The sequence below is a fragment of the Ramlibacter sp. genome (assembly GCF_050250995.1).
Taxonomy (GTDB): domain Bacteria; phylum Pseudomonadota; class Gammaproteobacteria; order Burkholderiales; family Burkholderiaceae_C; genus Ramlibacter.
On the sequence record NZ_JBFWNP010000009.1, the window covers coordinates 60181 to 76540 of the forward strand.

The following is a 16360-nucleotide window of genomic DNA, read 5'->3' on the forward strand; positions in this document are numbered from 1 at the left end:
TCAAAGTGCATTCACTCTCACGCAGGCGCCTCGTGGCTGCGGCCGCCGCATCACTCTGCGCCGCGGGCTTGCCGGCATTCGCGCAGGATTTCCCCAGCCGTGCGATCTCGATGGTCGTCGGCACCGCCGCGGGGAGCGGCGCCGACGTCCTCGTGCGTTTCATCGCCGACCGGCTACGGGCTCTGAGCGGGCAGGCCGTCGTGGTCGAGAACAAGCCCGGCGCCTTCGGCAATATCGCGGTGAGCGCCGTCAAGGCCGCCAAGCCAGATGGCCACACCGTCCTGTTCGCGCCGAGCATCGCATTCGCCGCTGCGCCTTACATGTTCAAGAACCTGCCGTTCGATCCGGTGAAGGACTTCGTGCCCGTCGGAACGATTTCGCACATGCCGTTCTTCCTCGTGGTCAGCGGGCAGAAGCCCGCGAAGACCGTGGCGGAACTCACGGCACTGTTGAAGGCCAAGGGTGCGAAGGGCAGCTACGGCGCGCCGACCGGCATTTCGCTGGCGGCAGCAGAGATGTACAAGTCGACGGCTGGGCTCGACACATCGCAGATTCCGTACAAGACCATGCAGCAGGCACTGGTGGACCTCGGCAACGGCGACATCGACTTCGTGTTCGTCGATGCGGCGACGATCATCGGGCATTTGGGCGGGGGCAAATTCCGCGTCCTGGCCGTGACGACGGAGAAGCGCTCGTCGGCCGCGCCGGCCATTCCTACGATGCTCGAGTCCGGCCTGCCGGGTTATCAGCCGGTGTCGGTGTGGTTCGCGCTGGCGCTGCCCGCGGGGACGCCGGGCGTCGTGGCTGACAAGCTCAATGGCTGGCTGAACCAGATCCTCGCGAGCGAAGAGATGGCGAAGTTCCTGCGAAACGGCGGTTCCGACGTTCTCGCGGGCTCGCGCCGCGACATGGAGGCGTTCCAGGCACGCGAGATCGCCAACTGGGGACGCCTCGCGAAGATCGCGAAGATCGAGCCTCAGTAAACCGGACTCGCGTCTACGTTCAGAACGGACCCGCGGGTCCGTTTTCTTTTGCTCCGCGAAGAGCGAGCAAAAAAAAACCCGGCGCGAGCCGGGCCAAAACCTTGAGGGGTCGATCAGAACGCGTGGCGGATTCCGAGCTCGAATCCGCTCGAGCGATTGTTGGGCCGGGGGAAACCGGCGCCGCCACTCGTACCGCCCGCCGCCGAAGCGGCAGCGCCGTTGCTGTTGCGAACCGTGGAGGCCGTCGTGAACAGGACCGTGCGCCTGGAGAGATCGTAGACGTAGCCCAGGCCGAGCTTTCGCGTTTTCGGATCCACGCCCGCCGCGCCGGTGCGGTATTCGGAATACGAAACCTTGACGGCGCCGGGTCCGGCGGGAATGACACCGCCCACGATGAAGCCACGGCTCATGTCGGCGCGAATCTCGTCGCGCTGGACCATCGCCATGAGCCGCGCCACGCGCAAGTCCCAGTAGCCGCCGAAGTTGAGCGAACGCTGGTCTCCGGTCGCATAGTTGACGCGGCCGATCGATGCGGCGACTTCGACGGGGCCACCCTTCCACCCGGCGCGCACGCCCCAGCCATTGCCATGATTTTCGGCGGCGGCCGGCGTGCTGGGGTTCTCGCCGAGAAAGTAGGTGACTTGGCCGAAGAAGCCGCCCAGCGTGGAGGGCGTCAGATAGCTGATGCCGTTGGACGCGCGCACCCCGGCGATCGTGAGGTTCGGCAGGCTGTTCGCGACCTGCGAGGCGGCGACGCCGCCGTTGTTCCAGGGGTCGTACCAGAAGATGTTCCAGTACTGCGGCGCGTAGTCGCGGCCGAGGCGGACTTCGCCCCAGCGCGCATCGGTGAGGCTCACCGTCGATCGCCGGTTGAACGTCAGGCCCGGGGGAGCCGTGCTCGCACCGGAGCCCGACGGCTGGTTGTTCGTATTCGTCGCGCCGCCGGCGCCGCTGTCGATACCGATCGCCGCTTCCAGCCAGAACCCGGCCGACAGTCCGCCGCCCAGGTCCTCCTGGCCGCGGAAGCCGATGCGCGAGCCGGTGTGCGCGCCGGAGTGGAAACGATTGAGCGTCGCGACGCCGCCGTTCGTGACGTGCTGGAACGCGATGTCGGCCACGCCGAACAGCGTGACGCTCGATTGCGCGGCGGCGCCGCCCACGACGGTTGTCGCGGCCAGGGCCATCAGGACTTTCTTCATGCAGGTATCTCCTCGGTCAGTGAATGGAAGGGTTGGGGCTTCGTGGAAGCTCCGGGTCGGTGGCGGTCATGAATTCCCACATTCGTTCAGCGATGCGGCCGTCCCAGGTCGCGCGTTGCGCGGCCGCCTGCGCGTTGGCGAAAGTTCGGTGATCGGCGCCGCCGGCGGCGCGCACCGCGAGTTCCACCCGTGCGGCGTCTTCGAGGAACCAGGCGAGCGAGAGCGCACGCGGCATGTCGGCCCCGACGGTGACGGCGCCATTGACGGCGACGACCACGGCGGGCGCATCGCCCAACGTCTCGGCCACGCCCGCGGCGGCCGCGTCGTTGCGCACGAGCGCAGGATCGTTCCACATCGGTACGCGCGGATAGAAATACGAAGAGAAGCCGTGCCGTGCCGACGGACTGCATCCCATCGCGGCCAGGGCCGTGACCTGGGGCGAAATGAAGCGGCAGATCGCGTGGACGTCCGCACGGCGGCGATAGATCTGCTGATGCATCCGCACTTCGCCAAGCACGCCCTGCGGCAGCTCGCCCTCGACGGGCGCCCGCGTGCCGGCCTCGCCGACGCCGATCGAGGCCATCGGCCGCGCGGCGCACACCAGGAACTCCTTCGCGGACAGGCGGACGCTGCAGTGGCCGAAAGCGGTGACGAGGCCCGTGCGCGCGAGCGCGCGGGCGGCGATACGCACTTGCCGCTGAAGGTCGTCGAGGGAGGGCGCGGGCCGCATCGGTTGAAGTCCTGAAAAAAAGAGTTTGACATCAGATGATATGCTAGCATAAGATATGCTGGTTGTGAATGCAAGCGCTTTTCATCCAAACCCCCTCACCGGAGGCATCGCGTCCATGAATCCAGGAACCCCCCCCATCGTCGATCTCGCGAAAGGGCTGATCCCGCGCACGATCTACTCGTCGCAGGACTGCTTCGAGCAGGAGCGCGATCGCGTTTTCTCCCGCTCCTGGATGTACGTGGGGCACGAGTCCCAGCTTCCGCAAAAGGGGGACTTCTTCGTTTCGCAGTGCGGTCACGAGCCCGTGCTGGTCACTCGCGACATGACGGGCGCGGTCAACGTCATGCTCAATCACTGCCCCCACCGCGGCGTCAAGGTGTGCCGCTACGACCACGGCAACGCCCAGCGTTTCACCTGTCCCTACCACTTCTGGTCGTTCGGCAGCGACGGCAAGCTGGTCGGCATCCCGAAGGAGGAGTGCTACGAAGGCAAGCTCGACGCCTCGCAGTGGGGACTGATGAAGGCGCGGGTGGCGCTCTTCGGGGGCTCCATCTGGGCGACCTTCGGGGCGGACGTTCCAGCCTTCGAGGACTACCTGGGCGACGCTGCGTTCACGCTGCGCGATTTCTGGGCGGGTCCCGACGGCGAGGACGACGGCTGGGAAATCGTCGAAGGCGTGCAGAAGTGGGACCTGCCGTGCAACTGGAAATTTCCCGTCGAGAATGCCGCCGGCGACCTGTATCACGACCCGAGCCACGCTTCGGTCCAGCGCCTGGGCATTGCGATGTCGGGCAAGAAGGGCCGCCATGCCTGGGACGCGGACCCCGCGAAGTTCCGCACGCTGAATCTCGGCTACCCGGGCAGCGGCCACGCCTGTCGCGCCAGCCTCTACGACGACGAAAAACGTGCATACGTGTCGATGTGGGGCCAGGACCCGGTCGTCGACGAATACTTCCGCGACGCGCATTACGAGCGGCAGCGCCGGCTCGGCGAGCGCTCGCGCTTCTACAACCGCGGCGGCGCGATCTTCCCGAACATGACGTACCTCGCCGCGGGACGCACGGCCGTGACCATCTTCGTGCCCCGCGCCCCCGGCATGAGCGAGGTGTGGCGCTGGTACTTCGTGCCGCGCAAGGCGCCGCAGGCCGTGAAGGATGCGCTGCGCCACTACCTCCTTCGCTATGCGGGTCCGGCGGGCATGACCGAGACCGACGACATCGAGAACTGGACCGGTGCGCAGCTGGGCACGGCGAGCCACGCCGCCGCTTCGAACCCGTTCAACTTCATGCTGCAGCTGGACAAGGCGAAGCCGGCCTGGCCCGTGCCCTGGTTCGGCGAGACCTCCCTGTGCGACGAAGGCATCTCCGACAACGGGCAACGATGCTTCTATGCGCGCTGGAACACGGCGATGACCGAGCCGGTGCGCGCGGCGAACGCCAGGGTCATTGCGCTCAAGGAGATCGCGTGATGGGCGCCGCCGACAACCTGCTCGAAAAGCTGATGCTGCAGCACGAGGTCGAGAGCTTCCTCTCGCACGAAGCGGAGCTGCTCGACGAGCGCCGGTTCAACGAGTGGCACGCGCTGCTGGCGGACGACCTGCGCTACTGGATGCCGCTTGCGCGCAGCTTCAAGTTCGGCCAGCCCCAGGACGAGTACACGCGCGAACGCAGGGACGCCGCGTGGTTCGACGAAGACAAGAAGACGCTGGGCCAGCGCATCAAGCAGATCCAGGGCGGAGACCACTGGGCCGAAGAGCCGGCGTCGCGCACGACCCACCTCGTGGCATGCGTCCGCGTGGAGTCGATCGAAGGCGGGGAAATCGCGGTGAAAAGCCGCTTCGTGGTCTACGCCAGCCGCAACGAGCGCGAGGTCCAGTTCTACATGGGGAAGCGGCGCGACGTGCTGCGGCGCGTGGACGGCGGATTCCGGATCGCCAGGCGCGAGATACGCCTGGACCAGAACGTCCTGCTGGCCAAGGCCATGACGATTTTCTTCTGATGGCCTCGACCCAAGGACTCCACGCCATGACATCTCCAGACTCTGTCGAGGCAGCGACGCAGGCGATCCGCGCACTGGGCGCTGCCTGGGGACCGGACGTGCTGAAGCAGACCATCGACCTCTTTCGGCCGCTGCATGAGCGTGGACCCGCCGAAGGCGTCGCACGGCATGCCGACATCGCTTACGGAACCCACGCGCGCCAAATGCTCGACGTATTCACCGGCGCATGCGCGACATCCGCACCGGCGGGCGCTCCGGTCGTCGTGTTCATCCATGGCGGCGGCTTCGTGCAGGGCGAGCGCAGCCCCGTGCCCGGATTGTTTTACGACAACGTGCCGACGTTCTTCGCGCGCAACGGTTGCGTCGCCGTCAATGCCACCTACCGGCTCGCGCCCGAGCACCGATGGCCCAGCGGCGCCGAAGACGTCGGCTGTGTCGTGCATTGGGTGCGCGAGAACATCGCCCGCTTCGGCGGCGACCCGGACCGCATCGTTCTCTTCGGCCATTCGGCCGGGGCGGCTCATGTGGCGGCATGGACGCTCGTGCAGCGCATCCACGGCGACGGCGGGCCGCGTGTCGCGGGGGCCATCCTCCTGTCGGGCGTCTATTCCGTGCAGCATCCCCGGTTCCACACGGGAGCGGCCACGCCGAACCAGCAGGCGTACTACGGCGAGGACGCCTCCGCGTGGGAGGGCATGGCAACGCTCGGCAATGTCCGGCGCGGCCATCCGCCCCTGTTCATCGGGTTGGCCGAATACGACCCTTTCCCTTTCGCCTGGCCGTCGGTGGCGCTGGCCGGGGAAGTGACGCAATGCGATCGCGGCGCGCCGCGACTGCGCGTCGTCGAAGACCACAACCACATCTCCACGGTGCTGGCGATCGACTCCGCACTGGACCCGCTCGGCCCGGATCTGCTGCGTTTCGTCGCGCAGGCGACGGTGCCCGCGTAACCCGACTTCGAGTACGGACGAATCATGTCTATCCAGGAATTCAGGAATTTCATCGACGGCGAGTTCGTCGCCACGTCACGGACTTTCGAAGACCGGGCGCCTGCGGATGGCCGCCTGATCGCCCGCGTTCACGAGGCCGGCGCCGCGGAAGTCGATGCTGCCGTCGCCGCGGCGCAACGCGCGCTCAAGGGCCCGTGGGGCCGGATGACGGTGGCCCGGCGCACCGAACTCCTTCACGCGGTGGCGGACGAGATCGACCGGCGCTTCGACGACTTCCTGGCGGCCGAGATCGCCGACACCGGCAAGCCACGCAGCCTGGCGGCGCACATCGACATTCCACGCGGCGCCGCCAACTTCAAGATCTTCGCCGACGTCGTGAAGAACGTGCCGACGGAGTCGTTCGAGATGGCAACGCCGGACGGCGGCGTCGCCATCAACTATGCGCTGCGCAGGCCCGTGGGGGTCGTGGCCGTCGTGTGCCCCTGGAATCTGCCGCTGTTGCTGATGACGTGGAAAGTCGGCCCCGCGCTTGCGTGCGGCAATGCGGTCATCGTCAAGCCCTCGGAGGAAACGCCCGCCACTGCCACCTTGCTCGGGGAAGTCATGCAGAAGGTCGGCATGCCGGCCGGCGTCTACAACGTGGTGCATGGTTTCGGCCCTGGCTCCGCCGGCGAGTTGCTGACGCGGCACCCGGGCGTGAACGCGATCACCTTCACCGGAGAAACGAGTACCGGCGAAGCGATCATGCGCGCGGCGTCCTCGGGTGTGCGCCCGGTCTCCTTCGAGCTCGGCGGCAAGAACGCGGCGATCGTGTTCGACGACTGCGACTTCGACAAGGCCGTCGCGGGCGTCGCACGCTCCGCTTTCGAGAACTGCGGTCAAGTGTGTCTCGGCACCGAGCGCGTGTATGTGCAGCGGCCCCTGTTCGAGCGCTTCGTGCAGGCGTTGAAGGCGAGGGCGGAGTCGCTGCGCATCGGTCCGCCGGAGCAGGAGGGCGTCGATCTCGGTCCTCTCATCTCGCAGGAACATCGCCGCAAGGTCCTGGGCTACTACGAGCAGGCTCGCGAGGAGGGCGCAACCGTTGTCACCGGCGGCGGCGTGCCCGGCATGCCCGGCGCGCTCGCCGAAGGCGCATGGATCCAGCCCACGATCTGGACCGGCCTGCCGGAGTCTTCCGCGGTGGTGCGCGAAGAAATCTTCGGACCCTGCTGCCACATCGCGCCCTTCGACACGGAGGAGGAGGCGGCAGCGCTCGCGAACGCGACACCGTATGGGCTGGCGACCAGCGTGTGGACCGACAACCTTGGGCGCGGGCTTCGCATGGCCGCCGCGATCGAAGTCGGCCTGTGCTGGATCAACAGCTGGTTTCTGCGGGATCTGCGGACGCCCTTCGGCGGCGCCAAGGCGTCCGGCATCGGCCGCGAGGGCGGCGTCCATTCCCTCGAGTTCTATACCGAGCTGCGCAACGTGTGCGTGAAGCACTGAGGCTTCGCACCTTCATTTCATCTTACCGAAGGAATTTTCCATGCCGCTGATTCAGATCACTCTTGTCCAGGGCCGCGACCCGGAAGCCGTCACCGAGTGCGCGCGCGAGGTCGCACGCGCCGTCCACAAGTCGCTGGGCGCGCCGCTGGAGCGCATCCGCGTCTCGGTGACCGAGGTGCCCGGCACCCATTGGCTCGTGGGCGACAAATCGAAAGCCGAGCTGGACTCGGCGGTCGCCGACGCAGGCGGAGCGGCGAAGAAATGAACCTGACGGGACAACAGCACGCGGAAGCGGCGCAGGCCTTGCGCGAAGCGACCGCGACCGCGGCCTTCATCGCTCCACTGCGGGAGCGCTTTCCCGCGATGGACGCCGACGACGCCTATGCGATCCAGACCCTCAACACGAACATGCGCACGTCCGGCGGACAGCGGATCGTCGGCCGCAAGATCGGGCTGACTTCGCTCGCCGTGCAACGGCAGCTCGGCGTCGACCAACCGGACTTCGGCGTGCTGTTCGACGACATGAGCTACGGCGACGACGAAGCGATCCCGATGAGCCGCCTGCACCAACCGAAGATCGAGGCGGAAGTCGCCTTCGTTCTCGAACGCGAAATCGCGAGCGAGAACCCAGGTCATGCGGAAGTGCTCTCCGCCATCGCCTATGCGCTGCCGGCGCTGGAGATCGTGGGCAGCCGCGTCGCGGAGTGGAACATCCGGTTCGTGGACACGGTGGCCGACAACGCTTCGTCGGGCGCCTATGTGCTGGGTGCGTCGCCGATGTCGATTCACGGGCTGGACCTGCGACTCGCAGGCATGGCGCTGCTTCGTCGGGGCGAACCCGTTTCCACCGGCGCGGGCGCGGCGTGCCTCGGACACCCGGTCAATGCCGTGGTGTGGCTGGCGCGCACCCTGGCGCGACTGGGTACGCCGCTGCGGGCGGGCGACGTCGTTCTCTCGGGGGCGCTCGGTCCGATGGTTCCCGTGCGCGCGGGCGACGTCTTCGAAGCCCACGTCAATGGCCTGGGCAGTGTCCGTGCCGTGTTCGAAAACAGCGTGAAGGAGATCGCTTGAACTCGCTCGACAACTTCGCGCGGCAGCTCGATGACGCCGCGCATCAGGGGCGCGAACTGGCCCAGATCGACCCCGACAACAAGCTCTCGATGGAGGACGCGTACGCGATCCAGAAGCGCTCCGTCGGCCTGCGGCTTGCGCGCGGCGAACGCCGGGTCGGCGTGAAGATGGGGTTCACCAGCCGCGCGAAGATGGTTCAGATGGGGCTGTCCGACGTTGTCTGGGGCCGGCTCACCGACGCGATGCAGGAAGAGGAAGGCGGCGACGTGAACTTCTCGCGCTACGTCCATCCCCGTGTCGAACCCGAGGTGGCTTTCATTCTGAAGAAGCCGCTTGCCGGACGCGTCACGCCCGCCGAGGCGCTTGCCGCGGTGGAAGCCGTCGCTCCGGCGCTCGAGATCATCGACTCCCGCTACCGGGACTTCAAGTTCACCCTGCCCGAAGTGGTTGCGGACAACTGCTCGTCCAGCGGCTTCGTGGTGGGTCCATGGCACGATCCGCGCACCGACGTCGCCAACCTCGGACTCGTCGTTTCCATCGACGGCCGTCCCGTGCAGATCGGCTCGACGGCCTCGCTTCTCGGCCACCCGGTGCGCTCGCTGGTCGCGGCGGCGCGACTCTCCGCGGCAGCGGGCGAGCCCTTGCAAGCGGGCTGGATCGTGCTGGCTGGCGGCGCCACGGCGGCCGAATGGATCCGGCCCGGCCAGCATGTCTGCATCGAGATGCAGCGGCTCGGCAGCGCGAGTTTTCACGTCGGGGAGCAGGCAGCATGAAAAAGCTCAAGGCCGCGATCGTCGGAAGCGGCAACATCGGCACGGACCTCATGATGAAGGTTCTGCGGCACGGCGGCGACGTCGAAGTGGCCGCCATGGTCGGCATCGATCCCGCTTCGGACGGTCTCGCCCGCGCGGCGCGACTCGGGGTGGCGACGACGTCGGACGGCATCGAAGGCCTGGTGGGACTGCCGTGCTTCGAGGACATCGATCTCGTGTTCGATGCCACGAGCGCCTCCGCGCATGTGAAGAACGACGCGTTCCTGCGTGTGCGCAAACCGGGCATTCGCATGATCGACCTCACCCCCGCGGCCATCGGCCCCTATTGCATCCCCGTCGTCAACGGCGACGAGCACCTGGACGCGAAGAACGTCAACATGGTGACGTGCGGCGGGCAGGCGACGATTCCGATGGTGGCCGCCGTGAATCGCGTCGCGCCCGTGCTTTATGCGGAGATCGTGGCCAGCATCGCGAGCAAAAGCGCCGGCCCCGGCACCCGCGCCAACATCGACGAATTCACCGAGACCACCTCGCGTGCGGTCGAAATCCTGGGTGGAGCCCGCAAGGGCAAGGCCATCATCGTGCTCAACCCCGCCGAGCCTCCGCTCATCATGCGCGATACGGTCTACACATTCAGCCCGGAAGGCAGCGAGGGCGCGATCGAGGAATCGGTTCAGGCGATGGCCTCGGCGGTCCGGCAGTACGTTCCGGGTTACCGTCTCAAGCAGAAGGTGCAGTTCGACCGACTGCAGGACCTCGACATCCCCGGCGTCGGGCGCGGCCTCTCCGGCGTCAAAACCTCGGTCTTCCTCGAAGTCGAAGGCGCGGCGCACTATCTTCCCGCCTACGCGGGCAATCTCGACATCATGACCAGTGCCGCGCTCGCGATCGCGCAGCGGATGGCCGTGCATCGCCGCGCGCGCGAAGCCGCCGCGGCGCAACGATAAGGACGAAGCATGAACGGCAGGAAGATCTACGTGTCGGACGTGACGCTGCGCGACGGCAGCCACGCCATCCGGCACCAGTACAGCGTGGCGCAGGTGGCGCGGATCGCGGCCGCCCTCGACGAGGCCGGTGTCGATTCGATCGAGGTCGCGCACGGCGACGGTCTGCAGGGCGGCAGCTTCAACTACGGCTTCGGGGCCCACACCGACCTGGAGTGGATCGAAGCGGTTGCCGCCACGGCGAAGCGCGCGCGCGTGGCCACGCTGATGCTGCCCGGCATCGCCACGGTGCATGATCTCAAGTCGGCTTTCGACGCCGGGGCGCGCGTGGTGCGCGTCGCCACGCATTGCACCGAAGCGGACGTCTCGCGCCAGCACATCGAACATGCGCGGCACCTCGGCATGGACACCGTCGGCTTTCTGATGATGAGCCACATGAGCGAGCCGCAGGCGCTCGCGCAACAGGCGAAATTGATGGAGAGCTATGGCGCAACCTGCGTGTACGTCGTGGATTCGGGCGGTGCGCTCAACATGAACGAAGTGCGGGACCGTGTCCGCGCGTTCAAGGACGTGCTGCGGCCGGAAACGGAAACCGGCATCCATGCGCACCACAACCTGAGCCTGGGTGTGGCGAACAGCATCGTCGCCGTGGAAGAAGGATGCGACCGCGTCGATGCGAGCTTGGCCGGCATGGGCGCCGGGGCGGGTAACGCCCCGCTCGAGGTGTTCGTCGCCGCCGCGCAAAGGATGGGATGGAACCACGGCTGCGACGTCTACAAGCTGATGGACGCGGCGGACGACATCGTTCGACCCTTGCAGGATCGGCCCGTGCGCGTCGACCGCGAGACGCTCGCCCTGGGCTATGCGGGCGTCTACAGCAGCTTTCTGCGGCATTCGGAGGCCGCGGCGCAGAAGTACGGTCTGAAGACGGTGGACATTCTCGTGGAACTCGGTCGGCGGCGCATGGTCGGCGGCCAGGAGGACATGATCGTGGACGTCGCCCTCGATCTTCTGGCGGGTGCAGACGCCGCCTCGTGAAGCGGAACGCAGAGTCGCCGCCGGGTCGAGTGCCGCCCCGAGGGGCCGGCGCTCTCATGCGGATCGCGCGGCCTCGTTCGCTGCGCCCAGCGAGGTCTCGAGCTCGCTCAGGTTGTTGTGGGCACGCTGGAGCAAGCGCTTGAACAGCTCGGATTCCTTCGGCGTGAAACCCCGCGTCAGGTAGGCGAGAACTTCGTCGCGCAGCCCCGTGACCTCCGCGGCGAGCTTGCGACCCTGAGGGGTCAGACGGATCAGGAACTTGCGGCGATCGGTGTCGTCGGCGGTGCGAAGCAGCAGGCCCGCGTGCTGGAGATTGTCGATCGCCTTGCCGATGGCGGCATCCTTGAGGCCGAGGCGTCTGGACAGTTCGCGCTGCGACATGCCGTCCTCCACGTTCAGGACGACGAGCGGGTACCAGCCCCCCAACGGAATCCCCAAGGGCTCCAGCAGGCGCTCGATCACTCCAACCTGACGCCGCCGCAAGGTCCGGATCAGATAGTCGAGCGAGTCCGCCAGGCCGGGGTCGAGGCCCGGGGCCTGAGGCGCCTCCGGTGCGGAGCGCTTTGTCCGCGGAAAGCGCGAGGGTGACGTCTTGGTGGCAGGGCCCATGGCTCGAAAAACGGAATTGTTATGCCAGCATAGTACGGCATCCATCCGCTGGCCCCGCCGGCGTCCGAAGATCCAGCCACGCCCCGAGCAACTCCACCTGCTTCCGCAGCCACGCCGTAGGAATGCTCTGCGTGCCCCACACGTCCAGCCGCCCCGCATATTCCCCGAACAACCAGAGCTGACGCACCGACACGAAGAGCGCGATGGCTTCGAAGTCGGCGTCCTCCAGTTTGCGCACGCTGCGATAGCCCTTGAGATAGGCGCGCCAGCGGTCGAGCTCGTCGCCTTCGAGCAGCTTGCCCGGCTTGCGCGGGTGCATGGCCCACAAATAGACGGCAAGCTCGAAGGCGAGGAAGCCCGGACCCGCGTCGTCGAAGTCGAAGAACGACGCGATACGCCTGCCGCCGGGGCCGTCGGTCATGAAGTTGTTGCTGCCGTGGCAGTCGCCATGGCAATGCACGCGTTCGAGGCCCGGCAAGGCGGCGATCCGTTCGGACAGGCGCTGCGCCGCCGCCGCGTAGTCGGCGCGCAGCGCGTCGTCCATCGTCGGTGCGGTATGCAGGAGGCGCACGGGGTTGTCGAGGAGAAACGGCAGTTCGAGCCGGTAGCGGCTGGGCGGCCCGTCATAGCTCGCCGCCGCGTCGTGCATCTCGGCGAGGCAGCGGCCGGTTGCTTCGATGTCGGGCAGCGAGTCGGCCGGCGGGTCGCCTTCGAGGTGCTCGAACAGCATGAGGGGGCGCGGCCCTTCGGGCAGCGCCATCGACAAGGCGGCGGACCCGTCGCGCGCCGGCAGCGACGCCGCGACGCCGACACCTGCGCGTTTCAGGTGGGCGAGCAGGGCGGCTTCGTATTCGACGTTCGGTTCGCCCCGCGGTCGGTGCGCACTGAGGCGCGCGACGAGCCGGCGGCCATCCTCGAATTCGAGGCCATAGACATGATTGAAGCCGCGACGCAGCAGAGCGCAGCGCGCGATGTCGCCGACTTCGAAACCATCGCGGACCGCCCGCGCGATGGCCTCGCCGGTGGGCGTGGTCTGCGCGATCAAGTCAGCGCGCCAGCAGTTGCGCGAAGGCGGCATTGAGCCGCGCATCGGCCTCGGCCTGCTTCATGCGCCGCTCCTGCACCCACTGCCGGTCGCGCGCCAGCGCGGCTTGCGCTTCGGCCAGCATGCGCCGCACCTCGGCCGGCTGGGGGCCGCCGATGCCGACGCGCGTCTTCACCATGGCTTCGGGCGACAGCGTGCGGCGGAAAGCCGCTTCGTCCATCGGCAGCGTCGCCGCGCCGACGTTGTACTTCGCGCGCGCCTCGGCGTAGATGCGCTGCGCCTCGCCGTAGGGGAAGGTCTTGGGCAGCAGGTTGTGTCGCCGCCCGTGCTGCACGATCTCGGAGGCGAAGTGATGGCCCACGCGGAAGGGGATGCCGTGCTCGCGCTGCAGCGTCTCGGCAAGCTCCATCGACGTCGTCCAGTCGGATTCGAGTTCCTCCAGCGCACGCTTCGGGTCGATGCGAAGCACGGTCATGACGTTCGTCGCGTCGCGCATCAGCTGCGTGCCCAGCACGAAAGTGCGCGCGCCGCCGCTCAGCCACGTGTACTTGTAGTCGATCATGCCCGGCGTCACGTTGTGCGCGCGCATGAGCACGGCCTGCACGGAGCTCACGACGTCGCTCGCGAGCCCGCGCGTGTTCTGGATCACGCCGGGGTTGGCCTTCTGCGGCATCGCGCTGCTCGTGTAGGTGCTGCCGGGCGCGAGCAGCATCCACGGCCGCGTCTGGTGATACTGCACATGGATGTCCTGCATCATCGTGCCGACGCGCAGCGCGACGGAGCCCGCGAGCTGCGCCGTCTCCAGGCCCACGTCGTACTGGCTGATCTGCGTGGCGTCGTAGCCGTTGACCGCGAGCGCGCCGAAGCCCAGCAGGTCGGCGAGCCGCTGCCGGTCGAGCGGCCAGCTCGAATTCGCGAGCACCGCGGTGCCGAGCGCGCTGCGGTCGATGCGCGGCCAGGCCTGGCGGATGCGCTCGCCGTCGCGCGCGAACGAATCGGCGTACGCGAGCAGGTAGTGGCCCAGGCTGATCGGCATCGCCTGCACGCCGTTCGTGTATGACGGCACGACCGTTTCGGCGTGTTGCTGCGCGACGTTCAGCAGCTGCGCGCGCCACGCGTTCAGCGCGTCGGTGAAGTCGAGCAGCTCGGTGCGCGTCTGCGCCATCGAGATCGTCGAATGCATGTCCTGCCGGCTGCGGCCGGTGTGGATCAGCGTCGCTTCGGGGCCGGCGACGTCGGTGATGATCTTTTCGGTCTCCAGCACGTCGCTGGGCCGTCGGCCGCCCGGGCGAACGCCCTGGTTGATGGACTGCGCGACGCCGCGCGCGATGGGGCCGGCGAGCTGCGGCGGGATGATTCCCTTCTCGACGTTGGCGATGGTCGACGCCATGTTGATGCGGCCGAACCAGTAGAAGTAATCGTGCGACTGCGCGAGCGCGCTGGTCGCGCCGCGCGGGCGCTGCGCGAGCAGCCTGTCGGCTTCGGTGCGGCAGGCTTCGGCGGTCTTGCAGTGCTCTTCGACGGTGGTCCACGGCGCGGTCTGGGCCTGCGCGGCCTGGAGGGTGGAGACGAGCAGGGCAATGGGGAGCGCGCGGCGCAGAAGCGGCATGGAAATCCTCGTGGGTGCGAACGGTGGGCCGCACTGTAGCAAGCACTTCGACGGCCAAGGTGTCGCCGCCGTTGCGCCGCAACCACCCATGACGCGCGCGGACATCGCTGCGGACTTCGGCCGCAGCGCTCAGGGTCGATTAGCCTCGCGTCATGTCCTGGACCCTGCTCGTCATCGCCGGCCTGTTCGAAACGGGCTGGGCCATCGGCCTCAAATACACCGACGGCTTCAGCCGCTTCTGGCCCAGCGTCGCGACCGCGCTCGCGATGATCGTGAGCGTCGTGCTGCTGGCGCTTGCGATGAAGGAGTTGCCGGTGGGCACCGCCTACGCGGTGTGGACCGGCATCGGCGCCATCGGCACGGCGCTGCTCGGCATCTGGCTGTTCGGCGATTCGGCGTCGGCGGCGCGGCTCGCGTGCCTCGCGATGATCGCGGGCGGTATCGTCGGCCTGAAGATCGTGTCGTGAGCCCCCGGACTCACTTGCCGCCCGCGAGGCCGGCCGCGATGTTGATCGACAGGCCGAGGATCGCGAGGTTGTAGAAGAACGCGAGCACGGACTGGCCGAGCACGGTCGCGCGCATCGCGGAGGTCCGCACCGAGACGTCGGAGGTCTGCACCGCGGTGGAGATCGTGAAGGCGAAGTACATGAAGTCGATGTACGAGGGCGACTTGAGTCCTTCGGGGAACACGAGCGGGTAGCGGTGCTCCGGCGAGGCGTAGTACAGGTGCGCGTAGTGGAAGGTGTACAGGGCGCCGATCAGCAGCCAGGAGCCGACCACCGTGAGGCTGGTGATCGAGTACACGAAGAGCGCGGACTCCCCGCTGTCGCGCCCGTGCGCGAGCTCGACCATGATCGCGACCAGGCTCAGCACCGCCGCCCCGCACATCAGCAGCATGAGGCCCGCGCTGCTCGCGTGCTCCTGCTTCGCGATGCCGCGCACGCCGTCGGCGCTGGTGCCCGTCATCAGCAGGCCGAGCGCCACGAGGTAGGGCCAGACGCCCAGGTTCCACGCCACCAGCAGGCGGGCCGCGAACGTCCACTCCGCGGGGAGGAAGAAGAACGCCACGGCGCCGAAGACCGCCGCCGCCATCAGGCGTGGCCGGTGGCGGCCAACATGGCGGAATCGGGTGACGAGCGAACTCATGCGGGGAGCCTACCACCGGGCCGGCACGGCTCAGAACCGTTCCCCCGTCGGCAGATACCGCCACTGCCCCGCGGGCACCCCGGCCATCGGCACGCGCCCGATGCGAAGGCGCTTGAGCGACACGAGCCCCAGGCCCACCTGTTCGCACATCCACGGCATCAGCTCGAGCGCAAGCCCCTTGCCCGCGATGCGCAGGCGCGCCTCGCTCTGCCAGCTCACGCGCGCCGTCGGCAAGGCCCGCCCCTCGAAGACGAGGCCGCGCCCGAGCCGGGCCAGGCCGTTCGGCGCGATCGTGCCCGTCACCTCGGCAAGGAGCTCCTGCTCGACGAGCTGCGCTTCCTCCTGCAGCTTGCGGACGATCCGCGCGTCCTGGCTGAAGACGCTCAGTCCTTCTGCGGGGAAGGGCAGCGGCAGCAGCGCGACCAGGCCCACCGCGTGACTCTTCACGCGGCGGATGCCGGAAGCATCGTCCTTCCACTGATTCGCCGCGGCGAGGAGTGCCTGCGCACCCGCCGTGTCCAGGCGCGGGGGCTTGTGCAGCAGGAAGGTGGCCGGCGCGGGCGGCGCCAGCGCGGCGCGCGAATCGACCTCCACATGCTCCTTCGCCACGCGAGCCTGCGGTTCGTCGACGACCTTCCCGTCGACGCGCACGCGCCCCTCGACGATGTACTGCTCGGCTTCGCGCCGCGAACACGGCACGAGCGCGGCCACCACCTTGGACAGGCGCTTCGGTTCTTCGGGAGGATGCGGGAGATCGGACACCGGGGGATTGTGACCGGG

The 16360-nt window shown here is 68.0% G+C and carries 18 protein-coding genes; 11 read left to right on the plus strand and 7 right to left on the minus strand.

Features of this window, described 5'->3' with window-relative positions; all coding sequences use genetic code 11:
• The first annotated feature begins 5 nt into the window (after positions 1-5).
• Entirely contained in the window at positions 6-983 is a 978-nt protein-coding gene (locus AB7E83_RS09225) for a Bug family tripartite tricarboxylate transporter substrate binding protein (RefSeq protein ID WP_428568145.1), read from the plus strand.
• 113 nt (positions 984-1096) lie between these two features.
• On the opposite strand, the gene AB7E83_RS09230 is transcribed toward AB7E83_RS09225, so the two are convergent.
• Positions 1097-2182 carry a porin gene (locus AB7E83_RS09230; protein WP_428568147.1) on the minus strand — a complete coding sequence of 362 codons (1086 nt, stop codon included), beginning with the start codon at positions 2180-2182 and terminating at the stop codon, positions 1097-1099.
• A 16-nt stretch (positions 2183-2198) separates the two neighbouring features.
• Positions 2199-2912: a class II aldolase/adducin family protein gene (locus AB7E83_RS09235; protein WP_428568149.1), complete on the minus strand. Its 714-nt coding sequence runs from the start codon at positions 2910-2912 to the stop codon at positions 2199-2201.
• A 115-nt stretch (positions 2913-3027) separates the two neighbouring features.
• Between AB7E83_RS09235 and AB7E83_RS09240 the strand changes: the two genes are divergently transcribed.
• Genes AB7E83_RS09240 through dmpG form a run of 9 tightly spaced genes read left to right on the plus strand, consistent with a single transcriptional unit; the run spans position 3028 to position 11171 of the window.
• Entirely contained in the window at positions 3028-4380 is a 1353-nt protein-coding gene (locus AB7E83_RS09240) for an aromatic ring-hydroxylating oxygenase subunit alpha (protein ID WP_428568152.1), read from the plus strand.
• On the plus strand, positions 4380-4910 hold the full coding sequence (locus tag AB7E83_RS09245; protein ID WP_428568155.1) for a 3-phenylpropionate/cinnamic acid dioxygenase subunit beta: 531 nt from the start codon (positions 4380-4382) through the stop codon (positions 4908-4910). Before AB7E83_RS09240 ends, AB7E83_RS09245 begins: the two co-directional genes overlap by 1 nt.
• 26 nt (positions 4911-4936) lie before the next feature.
• A complete protein-coding gene (locus AB7E83_RS09250; protein ID WP_428568158.1) occupies positions 4937-5860 on the plus strand; it encodes an alpha/beta hydrolase in 924 nt (307 codons plus the stop codon).
• Positions 5861-5890: 30 nt separating this feature from the next.
• Positions 5891-7345 carry a 2-hydroxymuconic semialdehyde dehydrogenase gene (locus tag AB7E83_RS09255; RefSeq protein ID WP_428568278.1) on the plus strand — a complete coding sequence of 485 codons (1455 nt, stop codon included), beginning with the start codon at positions 5891-5893 and terminating at the stop codon, positions 7343-7345.
• Between the two features lie 40 nt (positions 7346-7385).
• Positions 7386-7610, plus strand: coding sequence for a tautomerase family protein (locus tag AB7E83_RS09260; RefSeq protein ID WP_428568160.1), 225 nt, complete (start codon positions 7386-7388; stop codon positions 7608-7610).
• Positions 7607-8416, plus strand: coding sequence for a 2-keto-4-pentenoate hydratase (mhpD, locus tag AB7E83_RS09265; protein WP_428568163.1), 810 nt, complete (start codon positions 7607-7609; stop codon positions 8414-8416). Before AB7E83_RS09260 ends, mhpD begins: the two co-directional genes overlap by 4 nt.
• Positions 8413-9189, plus strand: coding sequence for a 2-keto-4-pentenoate hydratase (locus tag AB7E83_RS09270; RefSeq protein ID WP_428568166.1), 777 nt, complete (start codon positions 8413-8415; stop codon positions 9187-9189). The genes mhpD and AB7E83_RS09270 overlap by 4 nt, the downstream gene beginning before the upstream one ends.
• A complete protein-coding gene (locus tag AB7E83_RS09275) occupies positions 9186-10136 on the plus strand; it encodes an acetaldehyde dehydrogenase (acetylating) (RefSeq protein WP_428568169.1) in 951 nt (316 codons plus the stop codon). Before AB7E83_RS09270 ends, AB7E83_RS09275 begins: the two co-directional genes overlap by 4 nt.
• A 9-nt stretch (positions 10137-10145) precedes the next feature.
• Positions 10146-11171 carry a 4-hydroxy-2-oxovalerate aldolase gene (gene dmpG, locus AB7E83_RS09280; RefSeq protein ID WP_428568172.1) on the plus strand — a complete coding sequence of 342 codons (1026 nt, stop codon included), beginning with the start codon at positions 10146-10148 and terminating at the stop codon, positions 11169-11171.
• Between the two features lie 54 nt (positions 11172-11225).
• Here dmpG and AB7E83_RS09285 read toward each other — a convergent pair whose 3' ends face one another.
• From AB7E83_RS09285 to AB7E83_RS09295, 3 genes are read right to left on the minus strand one after another with little or no spacing between them, the layout of a single operon-like run.
• Positions 11226-11780 (minus strand): MarR family winged helix-turn-helix transcriptional regulator, encoded by a 555-nt coding sequence (locus AB7E83_RS09285; protein WP_428568174.1) that lies wholly within the window; start codon positions 11778-11780, stop codon positions 11226-11228.
• A gap of 19 nt (positions 11781-11799) precedes the next feature.
• Positions 11800-12825: a phosphotransferase enzyme family protein gene (locus AB7E83_RS09290; RefSeq protein ID WP_428568177.1), complete on the minus strand. Its 1026-nt coding sequence runs from the start codon at positions 12823-12825 to the stop codon at positions 11800-11802.
• Position 12826: 1 nt separating this feature from the next.
• Positions 12827-14434 carry a lyase family protein gene (locus tag AB7E83_RS09295; protein WP_428568179.1) on the minus strand — a complete coding sequence of 536 codons (1608 nt, stop codon included), beginning with the start codon at positions 14432-14434 and terminating at the stop codon, positions 12827-12829.
• Between the two features lie 152 nt (positions 14435-14586).
• Here AB7E83_RS09295 and sugE point away from each other — a divergent pair, with 152 nt between their 5' ends.
• Positions 14587-14901, plus strand: a complete 315-nt coding sequence (gene sugE, locus AB7E83_RS09300; RefSeq protein WP_428568182.1) for a quaternary ammonium compound efflux SMR transporter SugE — start codon at positions 14587-14589, stop codon at positions 14899-14901.
• 10 nt (positions 14902-14911) lie between these two features.
• Here sugE and AB7E83_RS09305 read toward each other — a convergent pair whose 3' ends face one another.
• A complete protein-coding gene (locus tag AB7E83_RS09305) occupies positions 14912-15580 on the minus strand; it encodes a DUF1345 domain-containing protein (RefSeq protein ID WP_428568184.1) in 669 nt (222 codons plus the stop codon).
• Positions 15581-15610: 30 nt separating this feature from the next.
• On the minus strand, positions 15611-16342 hold the full coding sequence (locus AB7E83_RS09310; protein ID WP_428568186.1) for an RNA pseudouridine synthase: 732 nt from the start codon (positions 16340-16342) through the stop codon (positions 15611-15613).
• Positions 16343-16360: the final 18 nt, after the last annotated feature.